The following is a 13,788-nucleotide window of genomic DNA, read 5'->3' as shown; positions in this document are numbered from 1 at the left end:
AATCCGATCGCGCTGCGGCTGGGTCGCGTCGGCCGCATCGGCGGCACGACGCGACGCGCCAGCCGGCGCATGGACGATCGTGGAGCTAACTCAAATGCGCGGCGCCGGCCGTGCGCGCGGCTCGCGCCGCGCCCCAGCGGCCAATCGGCTCACGGCCATTTCATCTCGCCCTTGGCCACTTTGGCGCTGAGCTCCAGCGAGGCCTGCGCGCCCAGGCCGGGATAACGCCGCTGCATCGCCGCGATCAGCGCCGCCGCGTCCTTGGCCTTAGCGGTTTCTTCGTCGAAGGCGCGGATGTAGTCGGCGGTGAAACGCACCGCGTCCAGGTTCTGCGCCGCGCCCGGGGCGAAATGGCCCGGCACCACCGTCTTGGGCTGGAGCGCTGCGATCTTGTCGAGCGTGCCCAACCAGTCGGCGTGCGACTGCGGCGTCTGGGTGTCGGCCATCCACACGTGTTCGCCGGCCATCACCGGGATGCCGCCGAGCACGGCCTTGATCGGTTCGATCCAAACGAAGCTGCGGTCCGGGGTCGGGCCGTCCAGGCCGACGATCTTCAAGCTGTTGCCTTCCAGATCGATCGTGTCGCCCTGCAGCGGCTCGGGGATCACGATCCGGCTCGGCGCGCCGGCGCCGAGTTTCGGCCCCCAGAACTGCAGCTTGCCGGCCGAGGTTTCGCGGATATGGGCGATGGTCTGCGGCGTGGCCAGCACCTTGGCCTGCGGGAACGCGTCGGTCAGGGCGACCAGTCCGAAATAGAAATCCGGATCGCCGTGGCTGATGTAGATGGTGGTCAGGCGCTTGCCCGAGGCCTTGATCCGCTCGACCAGCTTGGCCGCGTCGACGGTGGAGAACTGGGCGTCGATCAACACCGCGTCCTTGGCCCCGGTCACCAGGGTCGAGGAGACCGCGAAGATCGCCTGCTCGCCGGGGTTATAGACCTCGATGCTCAGCGGCGCCGCGGCCGGCTCGGCGACGGCGGGCGCGGTGCTGGCGCTGGCGGTGTCGGCGGCCGGGGCGGCGGTCGGGGTCTTGTCGGCGCAGGCGGCGACGGCGAGGGTCGCGGCGATCGCGCAGGCGGCGCTCAAAGCGCTGGAACGTAGGGTTTTCATGCGGGTGTCCTGGTCGGAAGAAAGGCGCTGAGCGAAGCCGACAGCGCCGACGGGAACCACGATAAGCGAATGAAAGCGAGCGAAAAACCGCGTATAAGTCGACCGACTGTTGCGCAGATCGAGCAAATAGCCGAGCCACAGACCGACTGGAATGGACAGATTCACCGCGATCAACGTGTTCGTCCAGGTCGCCGAACGCGGCAGCCTGACCGCCGCCGCCGACGCCTTGTCGATGTCGCGGGCGATGGTGTCGCGTTATCTGGCCGAGTTGGAGGACTGGCTCGGCGCGCGCGTCCTGCACCGCACCACCCGCCGCATCAGCCTCACCCCGGCCGGCGAAGCGGCGCTGGCGCGCTGCCGTTCGATCCTGGAACTGGGCGAGGACCTGCGCGCGGCGCTGGTCGATCCGGGCGACGCGCCGCACGGCCAGATCCGCATCACCTGCAGCACTTCGTTCGGCCTGAGCCATATGGCCGCGGCGGTGGCCGATTACGTCGCCCGCTATCCCGGCACCGCGGTCGACATGCTGTTGATCGATCGCGCGGTGAATCTGGTCGAGCAGCGCATCGATCTGGCGATCCGGATCAGCGGCGAGCTCGACCCGGGCCTGATCGCACGGCGGCTGTCGCTGTGCCGCTCGCTGTTGTGCGCCACCCCGGCCTATCTGCGAACGCACGGGCTGCCGCAACGCCCCGAGGACCTGGCCGCGCACAACTGCCTGACCCACCACTACGTCGGCCGCAGCCTGTGGCGCCTGCACGGCGAAGGCCGCATCGCCACGGTCGCGGTCAGCGGCAACCTCAGTGCCAACGAGGCGACCGCGCTGATGCAGGCGGTGCGCGCCGACGCGGGCATCGCGATGCTGCCGACCTATCTGGTCGCGCCGCGGATCGTCAGCGGCGAGTTGGCGGTGGTGCTGCCCGCCTACGCGCCCGAACCCATGGGGATTTACGGCGTCTATGCCTCGCGCCGGCAGATGCCGCTGATCGTGCGCAGCTTTCTGGATTTTCTCGCCGCCCGCTTCGGCGAGACGCCGCAATGGGATCGGGACTTGGCGTAAAAGCGCGCGTTCGCGGACCGATGCGCAGCGCACCGGTCCGCGGCCGCAACCTCAGTGCCGGTGTTGCTGCGGCTGCGAGTCCACCTGCATGGCGTTGTTCTGCACCGGCGCAGTGGCGGTCGACGGCGTCCGCGCCACTTCGCTGGCTTCGCGCGAGCTCTGCGACATCAGCTTGGTCATCGCCGTGGTGTCGACGCCCGCCCATTGCATGGCCTCGCCCTGCCCGCGGGTGGCGAACAGCTTGTCGGGCTGCTGATAGATCACCGCGTCGATCGAGGCCAGTTGGTTCTGCTTGGCCGCAACCACCAGCGCGGCGGAGACGTTGTCGAGTTCGCGCTGTCCCATGGTCCAGCCGTGCTGATCCTTCAGGGCGCCGACCTGCTGGCGGGCCTGGACGAACAGATCGTTGTCGGGATTGCGCGCGTCGCTGAGCGCATAGCGGACCTGCGGATGGTGCACCGGCGCGTCGGCGTCGAACATCGACGGCCGCGGCGGCGGATTGCGGTCGAGCATTTCCGACAGCATGTCCAGCGCGCGCCGGTCTTCGGGCGAGATCGGGCTGTGATCGATGAAGGCCCGGTCCTCGGCGGTTTCCGGCGCTTCGTACTCGCGGTCGCGGTATTCGCCGTGGGCGTCGAGCTCCCACTCGTGCGAACAATTGGCGCTGCGGCTGACCAGGCGCAGGTTGCTGGTGTCGTTGTACAAGTCCAGGGCGTCGGCCTTGCTGATCGAGCCGCCGGACTGCTGCAGACGCAGGCGCGCGACGTCCTCGAACGGTTGCACGTGGTCGATGTCGAACGCATCGCGGGTCACCAGTTGCCGGGTCGCCGGGCATTGGAACAACGGCACCTGCCGGGCATAGCCGTTGTCGCCGGTGATCGGAACGCTGCCGACGTAGCACTGCGAAAGCTGATTTTCGAACCACTTGCCCGTGACCCGGGTGTCGAAACTCAGGCCGGCGCGCCCGTCGGCCAGGCTCCAGTTCTGATCGCGGGTGACGCTGGTGCGGCGCGCGCCGTCGTGTTGCGGATCGAACGGCGGATGCGCGGCGTTGGGATCGAAGTCGAAGTGACGGCTCGACCAATCGCGCCAGGCCTGCGAATCGGTGCCCTGCTCCAGCGCCCGCTCGGCGCTGGTGCGGGCGCGGTTGATGACCCCGGGCAAGGTGCGCAGATTGCTGACGTCGTTGTACGCGGCCTGGGCGTCGGCCATGCTGCGCGTGCCCACGTCCTGCAGGTGCTGCTTCCACGGCTGCACGTGGTCGATGTCCAGCGCTTCGGCGCTGTGCCAGGTATCGGATTCGCGGTTGCGGTACAGCAGCAGATTGTGCTGGCCCGCCGACACCTGGATCACGTCCATGTTGTCGCGCGCCCAATCGTTGCGCATGTAGTTGACGGTGGACTCGTAGAACTCCAGCGAGGTGCGGCTGTCGTTGGGATTCCAGGCGCGCTGCTGCAGTTCCAGGCCGTGCACGGGCGGACGCATTTGCTCCCAGGTCGCCAGTTGCACTTCGGTGCCGCCGCTCAGCGGATGCCGGTAAGTTCCCATCGCAGGTTGTCCTTGCACTTAGATGACTGCACCAACGCAGTATGCGTGTGGATGCGGTCAATCAAAAAGGCACAAGATGCGAAAACCTGGATCGTGCAAATCGCGCGACGGCGTTCTTCGAACCGCGGCACAAAACCGCGCGGCTAATCCAGCGCCGCGGCCGTAGTCCAAGCCGCCGCATACAAGCCCAGGCCGAATACGGTGTGGGTGATCAGACTGCGCAGGCGCGCGCGATTGGGCTCGGGCGTCTTCGACGCCGCCACGCCGGCGCCGAGGCCGGGCTGCATCAGCAGGAACGGGAACGCCACCGTGGCCACGCCGAACAGCAGCGCCGGCAACGGCCGCGGATCGCGCGCCCACTGCGGGCCGCACAGCCACAGCAGCAGGGTCGCGAAGACCACGCCGGTGGCGTAGTGGGCGATCCAGCCCAGCGCGCGCTCGCCGCGCACCGGCGCGGCCGCGGCGATGCTGGCGTGGACGAAACGGCCGTGGCGGAAATGGCCGATCCAGCGCCCGACCATCGCCCAGTTCAACGACGGGATCGACAACGCGCGCTTGAGCAGCAGCGCCCACAGATCGATCAGTAAGGTCGCGCCGATGCCGATGGGCACGGCGCGGATCAGCAGCTCGTAAGCGCTCATGGTCCGACTCCAGATCCGGGGCGGCGGCGGGTGCGGCGACCGGCGCCGGGCAAAGCCCGGCCTCGACGCCCGCAACACCCTGCGGCCGCTACTGATGTATCATTCAATTGATTAATAGAATGATCGGGCGACACCACCATGTCAATCCAGACCCCAGCCCCCGCCGACCCGTTGCACGAGGACTGCGCCGCACTCGCCCGCGCCCTGGCCAGCGCGCCGCGCTTGGCGCTGTTGCAGCGTCTGCTGCAAGGCGAACTGGCGGTCGAACCGCTGGCCGAATCGAGCGGGCTGTCGATGGCCAACGCCTCCCAGCATCTGCAGCAACTCAAGCGCGCCGGCCTGGTGCTGGCGCGGCGCGACGGCAAGCACATGCTGTATCGGCTCGACGACGGCCCCACCGCGCCCTTGCTGGAAGCGCTGCGCCGCTTCGCCGACCACCGCCGCACGCGCATCCGCGACCTGCTCGACGACGCCGCCCACGGCCGCGACCGCCTGGAAGGCGTTTCGCGCGAACAACTCATCAACCGCATGCTCGACGACGCGGTGACTTTGCTCGACGTGCGCCCGGCCGATGAGTTCGCCCTCGGCCACCTGCCCGGCGCGATCAACATCCCGCTGGACGAACTGGAACGGCGCCTGTCGGAACTGGCGCCGGAGCTGCCCATCGTCGCTTACTGCCGCGGCCCCTACTGCGTGCTGTCGACCGCCGCGGTGGCGAGCTTGCGCGCGCACGGCTTCGACGCGGCGCATGCGCAAGACGGGTTTCCGCAATGGCAGGCGGCCGGATTGAAGGTGGAAACCTCGCTCTGAACCTCGGCGTCCGCGCCCTGCCCCGGCGTTCGCGGCTTCGTGACCCAGACCACACTGCCGCATCGGCGCGAGCCGATGTCGACACGCGCAACACAGAACCGCTGCGCGCGATCTCGCCGCACCCGCGCTTGTGCCTCATCATGCTCGCTTCCCTTGTCGGTCGGTTCTTGCATGCGAGCCCTGCGCGATCTGTCGCTGTCCGCGGTCACCGCGGGTTTCGTCGCCGTCCTGGTCGGCTTCACCAGTTCGGCGGCCATCGTCTTCAGCGCCGCCCAGGCCTCCGGCGCCAATCAGGCCGAGATCGCCTCGTGGATGTGGGCGCTGGGCATGGGCATGGGCGCGACCTGCATCGGCTTGTCGCTGCGTTACAAGGTGCCGGTGGTGACGGCGTGGTCGACCCCCGGCGCGGCGATGCTGATCACCGCGGTGGCCGGCTTGCCGCTGGCCGAGATCATCGGCGCGTTCGTGGTCAGCGCCGCGCTGACCGCGCTGCTGGGTTTCAGCGGCTGGCTGGAACGCATCCTCGGCCGGCTGCCGACCAGCCTGGCCTCGGGCATGCTCGCCGGCGTGCTGCTGCGCTTCGGCTTGAACGTGTTCACTTCGATGGAGCAACGCTTCTGGCTGGTCGGGGCGATGTTCCTGAGCTGGTTGCTGGCGCGGCGCTGGAGTCCGCGTTACGCGGTGGTCATCACCTTGGGCATCGGTGTGGCCATCGCCGCGGTGCAAGGCGAGCTGCACCTGGAACGGCTCAGCTTGGCCCTGGCCACGCCGATCTGGATCACTCCGAAGTTCTCGCTGGCGGCGATCATCGGCGTGGCCGTGCCGCTGTTCGTGGTGACCATGGCCTCGCAGAACGTTCCCGGCATCGCGATCCTGCGCGCCCACGGCTACAAGGAAACGCCGGTGTCGCCGCTGATCGGCTGGACCGGCCTGACCAATCTGCTGCTGGCGCCGTTCGGCGCGTTCGCGCTGAGTCTGGCGGCGATCACCGCGGCGATCTGCATGGGCCACGACGCCCACGAAGATCCGCGCAAGCGCTACACCGCGGCCGTCGCCGCGGGCGTGTTCTATCTGATCACCGGCGTGTTCGGCGCCACCGTGGCGGCGTTGTTCGCCGCGTTCCCGCAGCAACTGGTGCTGGCCATCGCCGGCATCGCCTTGTTCACCACCATCGGCAACGGCCTGGCCGCGGCGGTGCACGACCCGCAGGAACGCGAGCCGGCGCTGATCACCTTCCTGGTCACCGCCTCGGGCGTCAGCGCGTTCCAGATCGGCTCGGTGTTCTGGGGCATGATCGCCGGGCTGCTGGCCCTGGCGGTGCTGCGGGTGCGCAAGTGACGCGCGGCGATGGCGGCCGATAACGACCCAGGCGCCGATGCGGCCGCCGCCGACTGGCGCGGCCAGTTGCATCTGGCCGAGGATTTCGCGGTGCTGTACGCCGACATCGGCGACGCCGCGGCGCATCGCCACTACTGCCATCAAGTCGTCCGCGGGTCGGCGGTATCGGCCTGGACCGAACACGGCGCGCTGAGCGGCGAGTGCCTGCTGATCGCCTCGCAACTGCGCCACCGCCTGCAGATCAATACGCAACGTTGCTGGCTGGTGTTCGCCGAACCGCTGGCCTTCGCCGCCGAGGACTTGCTGCAGGCGGTCGCGCAGGCGCCGGCGCAGTTGCCGGCGATCGTGCGCGCGGTCCAGGACGCGCGCCGACCGCGGCCGCTGGACCCGCGGGTGGCGGCGACGCTGGAGCGGATCGATGCGCTGCTCGGCGAACGCGTGCAGGCCGCCGCGTTGGCGCGCGAGGCGGCGCTGTCGTTGAGTCAGTTGGAGCGTTTGTTCAGCGCCCAGGTGGAGCTGCCGGTGCGCCGGCTGATTCTGTGGCGGCGCCTGCGCCTGGCGTTGGCTCTGGCATGGAGCGGCGATTCGCTGACCCAGGCCGCGCATGCCGCCGGCTTCGCCGATTCGGCGCATCTGAGCCGCAGCATGCGCAGCCTGTTCGGGCTCAGTCCTTCGCGGGCGCTGCGCGGGTTGCGTCGTCAGCCTTGAGTTTCGCGCGCGGCTGCGGCAAGCCCGGCGGGATCGGCGGCAGCGCTTGCGCGGGACGGTCGAAAAACGGTTCCAGCAGTTGGTCGCGGTACTCGCTGGGGTAGTCGGGCCAACTGCCGATGCCCAGATCCTCGCTGTCGATCCGATAGCGCGGATTGTCGAACGCGGTCCCCAGCAAGCGGTCCCAGACGGTGAAGAACAAACCGAAATTGACGTCGCCGGCGGTGCCGTACTTGATGTGATGGAAGCGATGCAGCGGCGCCCAGGCGAACACATGCCGCAGCGGCCCCAGGCGCATGTCGACATTGGAATGCTGCAGCAACAACTGGATCGCGATGGCGAACGCCAACCCCGCCGCCACCGGCGCCGGCATGCCCAGCAGCAGCAACGGCGCCACGCCGGCCGCGGCTTCCAGCATCTGGTGCAGGGGATGCTTCATCAAGCCATTGAACCCGTACATCCGCCGCACGCTGTGATGCACCGCGTGCAGCCGCCACAGCGGGCGGAAACGATGGCTGGCCCAATGCATCAAGGTCAGGCCGCAATCGGCCAGCACGATCGCGCCCAGCAACTGCAGCGCGAACGGCGCCCGATGCGGCCACAGGCCGATATCGGGCAGCGCGCCGGCGAGCAAGGGCAGCGCCGCCAGGCCCAGCAGGTTCAAAGACTCGTTGACCACGGCATGGGCGATGTCGCGGCCGCTGTCGCCGGCGTCGCGGTTCCACAGCGGCCAGTAAGGCAGATAGCACTCGGCCAGCAACGACACTGCGATCGCCAGCAGCAGCAACGGCAGCAACAGCAGCGGCGATCCCTGCCGCGTGCCCAGCCACCACGCCGCTGCGCCGATGAATCCGGCCCAGAACAGCGGCGCGTACAGCCGGGCGAAGACAGCCTCGCGCCAGCGCAAGGCCGGCGTGGGTTCGAAACGGTGGACAGTGGCCATGAGCGGCTCGGGTGTTGAGGGAGCCGCAGTGTCCGGCGCCCCGCCCCGGCCGGGCTTGAACAAACCGCGCATCGCGGCGGCCGGCGGCGGACTTCAAACTGAGCAATGCCGCGCATTTGCACGGTGCATGCGCCGGCTATGCTCCGGGCAATCGATCCAGGAGCCCAACCGTATGGAAGCCGGCCGTATGGAAGCCAGCCGACCGCGCTCCGCCGTCGCCGCTGGACTGCTGGATCCGCACGATCCGGCCCGCGCCAACGGCCGTCGCCTGAGTCCGGGCTTGATCGTGAGCCTGGCGCTGGCGCTGCTGCTGACCCTGCTCGCCTCGGCCCACGCGATGCTGCGGCGCGACCTGCCGGCGCCCGCCCCCGCCGCGCCCGCCGTCGGCGCCAAGGTCAACGCGCACCGCGCCAACGCCATCGACCGCGCCGACCCGTTCACTGGTCAGGGGATCGTCGAAGATCTGGTCGAGTTCCGCTGCGTGGACGGCATCCGGATGCGCAAGCAGGCCAGCAGCTACACCCAGGTCGGGCGTTGCTAACTGGCAGCGCTTGCCCTCATCCGCCCTGCGGGCACCTTCTCAGCCTTGCACTGCCTTTGGTCGCCGCAAGTGGGATAAGGGAAGATCCGCGCCGCCATTGAGCCCTTCTCCCGCCTGCGGCGCCGGAAGGGTGTGCAAGGCTGAGAGGGATTGGGGTGAGGGCCGCGCCCATCCACCGAAGCGAATGCGATAGGACTTGCAAGCGCTTTCGGCTAGCTTATGCCGGCCGACCCGTCCCCACGATCTCACACGCATGCGTATCGCCGATGCCAGTTACGGGTCCAACGAAGACGGACTGATCTGGGGCTATCGCTTCGTCCCGGGCCAACCGGCCCAGGCGATCAGCACCGACGCGGTCGCGCAGTTCCTGGCCGCGCCCGCCGACGGCGACGGCCAAGGTTTCCTGTGGCTGCATTTCTCCCTGTCCAACACCGGCAGCGAGCGCTACCTGCGCCGCGCCCTGGAACTGCCCGACGCGTTCTACGACAGTCTGCGCAGCGAGGTCGGCTCGACCCGGCTGGAACTGGACGACGGCGCGCTGATCGCGGTGATCCATGACGTGCTGTTCGATTCCAGTTTCGACGCCTCCGAGGTCGGCACCACCAGCCTGTGCATCGGCCCGCGCCTGTTGGTCAGCGCCCGGCTGCGGCCGTTGCGCTCGGTCGACCAGCTGCGCGCGGCGGTGCGTTCGGGCCAGAGTTTCCGCTCGCCGGTGGAACTGCTGGCGCATCTGCTGCGCGACCAGGCCAGCGTGCTCGGCGAGATCCTGCGCAAATCGACCGTGCAGGTCGACCGGATCGAAGACCGCCTGCTGGCCAACCGCATCTCCACCGACCGCACCCAACTCGGCGCGCTGCGACGCAGTCTGGTGCGGCTGCAACGGCTGCTGGCGCCCGAGCCGACCGCGCTGTTCCGCCTGCTCAACCGTCCGCCGGACTGGATCGATCGCGACGACATCCAGGACCTGCAGCAGGCCGCGGAAGAATTCTCCACCGCCATCGGCGACTCGGCGGCGTTGGTGGAACGGGTCAAGCTGATCCAGGAAGAATTGGCCGCGCTGGTCAACGAACAAACCGGCCGCACCTTGTTCGTGCTGACCGTGGTGACCGTGCTGGCCTTGCCGATCAATCTGATCGCCGGCCTGTTCGGCATGAACGTCGGCGGGATGCCGCTGGCCGAAAGCGGCCACGGCTTCTGGACGGTGGTGGTGGGCTTGTTCGTGCTGACCGCGATCCTGGCCTACGCCGCGTTCGGCCGCCGCCGCGACTAGCCCGGCCGGCGGTTCAGGCGGATTTTCGGTGCCATACCGTCGCCTGCGGTCACACTTCCGCGCATTCGCCCGTCGCCGGGCGCCGAGCTTTGATATAGAGGTCCGGCAGCCAGCGGACGGCGACAGCCCCTTTACGCGCCGGCCTGCATCGCTGCGACGCGTTTCATCGGATGAATCACTCTTATGAGGGACTATATGAAGAAGCACATCGATATGCCGTTGATCGTCAAGGCCCGTCCTTACCTGATCGAGCCGATCGCCACCCTGGAAGCCCAGCAGATCGCGCCGGAACTGAGCGACGACGAACAGGCCTTCCTGGACCAGCACGCGAAGTAATCGCAGGCTGAGTCGCCGCAGGCGAAGTAAGCGCGGCCGGCGTCAGCCCGCCGCCAGGCACGACGGCACGGAGGCCTCTCCGTGCCGTCGTGTCCGCGACCACGACACCACCGGCCAGGCCCCGGCGCGAAGGAGAGCGCGAACGTGATTCCTCTGGAACGAGAACGCAGCCTCGGCGAGGCCGAGCGGGTGTTGCGCGATTTTCTCCAGGCGCAAGAGTGGCGCGCCGAACTGCAGCGCATCGGCGAGCCGTTCGCGGCGACGATCTGCACGCTTTACGACGAACACGGCCGCATGCTCGGCAACGGCTTCGGCAAGGGCGAAAGCGAACCGGCCCAGGTCGGCGCGCTGTACGAGGCGGTCGAACATCTGTTCACCGGCAAGACCGCCGCCGAAACGGTATTGAGCCTGCGCAGCGGCGCGGATTGCCTGAGCGACCCGCTGATGGCCGATCTGCCGTTCCGCTCCGCGTTCGCGCGCCAACCCGAACGCCAACTGGCCTGCCGCGCTTATCGCTCCTTCGTGCAAGGCGAACCCGAGGTGGCGTTGCCGCTGTTTCTGTCTTACCCCACTTACCTGGACTGGCGCCCGCCGCAAGACGATTTCGATTACGCCAGCGCGATGCGCTTCGGCTCCAACAACGGCACCGCGATCGGCGGCAGCCTGGCCGAAGCCGCAGTGCACGCGATCGGCGAATTGATCGAGCGCGACGCCTGGTCGCTGTTCCTGACCGCGCATTACCTCGGCGATCCGGCCAGTTACGGCTATCGCCTGGAGCCGCGCGATCTGCCCGAAACGCTGGCGCGCCGCTTGCACGACGCTAGCGCGCAATTGCAGCGCGAGATTCTGCTGATCGAGGTCACCAGCGACCTCGGCGTGCCCTGCTTCATCGCCACCGCCACCGATTTGCGCGACGACGAATCGATCCACACCTGCGGTTACGGCGCCTCGATCTACCCCGAGCACGCCGCCACCCGCGCGATCACCGAACTGGTGCAGGCGCTGGAGTTGCCGCGGCTGGAGCCGAAGATGAGCGGCTATTCGCAACGCGTGCTCGATGCGCTGGCCGCCTATCCAAAACTGCGCGATTGCGCCGTGTTCCAGATCGACGCCGCGCGCCTGCGCCGCGGCCGCTGGCGCGACCACACGCCCGCGCCGATGCCGCCGGCCGCGCTGCTGCAAACTCTGATCGAACGCCTGCGCGCGCGCGGCATCGATCTGCACTACGCGATCAACCACGAGGAGCCCGGACGCTTCTGCGTGGTCAACGTGGTGTCGCTGGCGCTGGAGCGCTTCTTCCTGGTCAGCTCCGGCATCGCCATGGCGCCCGGCCGGCGCGGCCGCGCGCTGTTGGCAGCGGCGCCGGCGCCGGAAACGCCCGCACCGGTGGCAGCCTGAGTCCGGCTTAACGCGGAAACTCGATCACCGAGTTGGCGGCCGGCAGTTCGTTGCGGCGTTGCGGCTCCACGCCCTCGGCCAAGCCGTCCCAGACTTGCTTGTTGAGCAGATCCGGCCGCGCGTAATGGCCGAGCAAACGGAACCCGGCCAGCCCGTAGCCCACGCCTTCCGAAGACAGCGGCTTGGAACCGTCGGCCAAGTGGAAATGCAGATGCGGCCCGGTCGAGTCGCCGGTGAAGCCGAGCTCGCCGATCTGTTGGCCCAGGCGCACGCGATCGCCCTGGCCGACTTTGATGCTGCCCGGGCGCAGATGTTCGTAAGTCGCGTAGCGGCCGTCGCCCAGCGCCAGCACTACATAGTTGCCCGGAGCCTGATCGAAATCGTGCTTGGGATTGCCCGCGACCGTCGCCGCCTCGGCCATGCCGTCGCGCACCGCCGCGACCGTGGCGTCGGCCACCGCCAGCACCGGCTCGCCGTACCCCAGGAAATCGCTGGGCAACTCGCGAGTGCCGCGATGGCTGTTGCCTTGCGCATCGAGTTTGACCCAATCGATGGCGTGGCGGCCGGGCAAGCGCGCGCGGCCGTCCAGGGTATAGAACACCCGGCGGTGACCGCGCGGCCACTGGGTCGAATAGATCGCGATCCACGGCCCACCGCGCAACGGCGGGCCCAGTTGCAGGCGCGGCGCCGCGCCCGGGCTGACCGCGGCGCCTTCGATCACCGTCGCCGCGCCCGAGGCGGAGGCGAATTCGAAGCGGTGGCGCAACTGCTTCGGCGGCGCCGCGCTGAGGTCGAATTCCACGTACACCACCGCGCGCTCGCCGGGGCGGATCGGCGCGTTCAAGGTCGCCGAATCGCGGCCGATGGTGCGGCTGCGCGCAGCCAGATCGGCGCCGCGCCACTGCGCAAGCTCCGTATCGCCGTCCGCGTTCAGCACGACCAGTCGTTCCAGACTCAACTCGGAGCGGCCGAAATGGGTCAGATGCAGTTCGTACATCAGACGCTGCCGGCCTTCGACGGTAAGCGGCACCGGCGCCTGCGGCACGGCGATATCGAAGCTGTCGACCGGCGCCGCCGCGCCGGCGGATCCGACCAGCGCGCACCACAGGATCAGGGTCGATACGTAAGCGAGCGGACGCGGCATGAGACGGATCCTGGGCAGATGAGGGCGGCGCGGGCACGCAGCATCGGTTAGCGCCGATGCCGCGTCCCATGCCATTTGTCATCGGTCCGGGCGACGCTGCCCTGGCGTTAATCCAGCCGTTCGATATCCACCACCAGCGAGGCGCTGTAGGTTTTCCAGCTGATCATGATCACGTACGGCCGCTTGCGCGAGGCGCCCTTGCCGATCGCGCCGGCGGCGGTGCGCGGCACCGAGATCTGCATGTCGCTGCCGAAGTGTTTGCGCGCGTTGCCGGCCAGGGTGTTGGCCAACTCGCCGACGGTATCGCGCAGGTTGGCGTCGGACTGGTCCTGCTCGCTCATCGCCAGCAGCAGATGGCGGATCAACGCCCGCGGCGCCGACACGGTGATGGTGCCGCGGAACTGGCCGCTGACCGCGATCTGGCCGCTGTAGTCGTACACCGGCACGCTGCCGCCGTTGTCGTCGAGAAACGCGCCGCGCACGGTCGCCGCTTCCTGGGTGAGCTGATCGAAATAGTGGGTGATGGCGTCGATGAACACCCGGATTTCGGTCTCGTTGAGGTCGCTCATGCGGGCAGCATCTCCAATAAGGCATCGACCAACTGGTCGTCGGTGAAGGGTTTGTAGAGGAATCCGCGCGCGCCCTTCTTCAACGCTTCGATCGCGGTGGCCTTGTCGCTGAGCGCGGACACCACCAGGATGTTGATGCGCTCATCGATGGCGGTCATCTGTTCGGTGCACTCCACCCCGCCCAGTTCGGGCATGGTCAAATCCATGGTCACGATGTCGGGCCGATGGCGCACGAACAGGCTCAAGGCTTCGGCGCCGTTGCGGGCCTGACCGACGATTTCGGTCTCCGGCAGGCGGGTGTCGCTGGCCAGTCGCGCGATCCGCTGACGGATCACGTTGGAATCGTCGACGATCAACAGTTTCATCGCAGGCC

Annotated in this window: 15 protein-coding genes; 8 read left to right on the top strand and 7 right to left on the bottom strand. The window is 68.5% G+C overall.

Annotated features, from left to right (window positions below):
* Positions 1-149: 149 nt before the first annotated feature.
* The gene (locus tag V7787_RS06140) at positions 150-1,109 is read right to left on the bottom strand and encodes an MBL fold metallo-hydrolase (protein ID WP_336086539.1); all 960 of its coding nucleotides are present in this window, start codon (positions 1,107-1,109) and stop codon (positions 150-152) included.
* 151 nt (positions 1,110-1,260) lie between these two features.
* On the opposite strand from V7787_RS06140, the gene V7787_RS06135 reads away from it, so the two are divergent.
* Positions 1,261-2,169, top strand: coding sequence for a LysR family transcriptional regulator (locus V7787_RS06135; RefSeq protein WP_336086538.1), 909 nt, complete (start codon positions 1,261-1,263; stop codon positions 2,167-2,169).
* Positions 2,170-2,220: 51 nt separating this feature from the next.
* Here the strand turns inward: V7787_RS06135 and V7787_RS06130 are convergent, their stop codons facing one another.
* Together V7787_RS06130 and V7787_RS06125 are read right to left on the bottom strand one after the other, a co-directional pair.
* Complete coding sequence (locus V7787_RS06130; RefSeq protein ID WP_336086535.1) at positions 2,221-3,717, bottom strand: XVIPCD domain-containing protein; 1,497 nt, start codon at positions 3,715-3,717, stop codon at positions 2,221-2,223.
* 143 nt (positions 3,718-3,860) lie between these two features.
* Positions 3,861-4,358, bottom strand: a complete 498-nt coding sequence (locus V7787_RS06125) for a DUF2938 domain-containing protein (RefSeq protein WP_336086533.1) — start codon at positions 4,356-4,358, stop codon at positions 3,861-3,863.
* A gap of 138 nt (positions 4,359-4,496) precedes the next feature.
* Here V7787_RS06125 and V7787_RS06120 point away from each other — a divergent pair, with 138 nt between their 5' ends.
* The 3 genes from V7787_RS06120 to V7787_RS06110 all read left to right on the top strand — a co-directional run bounded on the left by V7787_RS06120 (position 4,497) and on the right by V7787_RS06110 (position 7,214).
* Positions 4,497-5,168, top strand: coding sequence for an ArsR/SmtB family transcription factor (locus V7787_RS06120; protein ID WP_336086531.1), 672 nt, complete (start codon positions 4,497-4,499; stop codon positions 5,166-5,168).
* A gap of 171 nt (positions 5,169-5,339) precedes the next feature.
* Positions 5,340-6,506, top strand: a complete 1,167-nt coding sequence (locus V7787_RS06115) for a benzoate/H(+) symporter BenE family transporter (RefSeq protein WP_336086529.1) — start codon at positions 5,340-5,342, stop codon at positions 6,504-6,506.
* A gap of 9 nt (positions 6,507-6,515) precedes the next feature.
* Complete coding sequence (locus V7787_RS06110) at positions 6,516-7,214, top strand: helix-turn-helix domain-containing protein (RefSeq protein WP_336086527.1); 699 nt, start codon at positions 6,516-6,518, stop codon at positions 7,212-7,214.
* On the opposite strand, the gene V7787_RS06105 is transcribed toward V7787_RS06110, so the two are convergent.
* On the bottom strand, positions 7,171-8,157 hold the full coding sequence (locus tag V7787_RS06105; protein WP_336086525.1) for a sterol desaturase family protein: 987 nt from the start codon (positions 8,155-8,157) through the stop codon (positions 7,171-7,173). The two genes, V7787_RS06110 and V7787_RS06105, sit on opposite strands and share 44 nt — an antisense overlap.
* A 172-nt stretch (positions 8,158-8,329) precedes the next feature.
* On the opposite strand from V7787_RS06105, the gene V7787_RS06100 reads away from it, so the two are divergent.
* The 4 genes from V7787_RS06100 (at position 8,330) to V7787_RS06085 (ending at position 11,702) form a co-directional block, all read left to right on the top strand.
* Positions 8,330-8,698: a hypothetical protein gene (locus V7787_RS06100; protein WP_336086524.1), complete on the top strand. Its 369-nt coding sequence runs from the start codon at positions 8,330-8,332 to the stop codon at positions 8,696-8,698.
* Positions 8,699-8,951: 253 nt separating this feature from the next.
* Positions 8,952-9,968, top strand: a complete 1,017-nt coding sequence (locus V7787_RS06095; RefSeq protein ID WP_336086522.1) for a transporter — start codon at positions 8,952-8,954, stop codon at positions 9,966-9,968.
* Between the two features lie 195 nt (positions 9,969-10,163).
* Positions 10,164-10,304 carry a hypothetical protein gene (locus tag V7787_RS06090; RefSeq protein ID WP_336086520.1) on the top strand — a complete coding sequence of 47 codons (141 nt, stop codon included), beginning with the start codon at positions 10,164-10,166 and terminating at the stop codon, positions 10,302-10,304.
* Positions 10,305-10,448: 144 nt separating this feature from the next.
* Complete coding sequence (locus tag V7787_RS06085; protein ID WP_336086518.1) at positions 10,449-11,702, top strand: YcaO-like family protein; 1,254 nt, start codon at positions 10,449-10,451, stop codon at positions 11,700-11,702.
* A 7-nt stretch (positions 11,703-11,709) separates the two neighbouring features.
* Here V7787_RS06085 and V7787_RS06080 read toward each other — a convergent pair whose 3' ends face one another.
* From V7787_RS06080 to V7787_RS06070, 3 genes are all read right to left on the bottom strand, one after another.
* Positions 11,710-12,846: a M23 family metallopeptidase gene (locus V7787_RS06080; RefSeq protein WP_336086516.1), complete on the bottom strand. Its 1,137-nt coding sequence runs from the start codon at positions 12,844-12,846 to the stop codon at positions 11,710-11,712.
* A 107-nt stretch (positions 12,847-12,953) separates the two neighbouring features.
* On the bottom strand, positions 12,954-13,415 hold the full coding sequence (locus V7787_RS06075; RefSeq protein WP_336086514.1) for a chemotaxis protein CheX: 462 nt from the start codon (positions 13,413-13,415) through the stop codon (positions 12,954-12,956).
* Positions 13,412-13,780 carry a response regulator gene (locus V7787_RS06070; RefSeq protein WP_336086512.1) on the bottom strand — a complete coding sequence of 123 codons (369 nt, stop codon included), beginning with the start codon at positions 13,778-13,780 and terminating at the stop codon, positions 13,412-13,414. The genes V7787_RS06075 and V7787_RS06070 overlap by 4 nt, the downstream gene beginning before the upstream one ends.
* Between the last annotated feature and the right edge of the window lie 8 nt (positions 13,781-13,788).

The organism is Pseudomonas sp. CGJS7 (genome assembly GCF_036961695.1).
The sequence above is the reverse complement of the archived record's forward strand: the minus strand, read 5'-3'. Positions and strand labels throughout refer to the sequence as shown.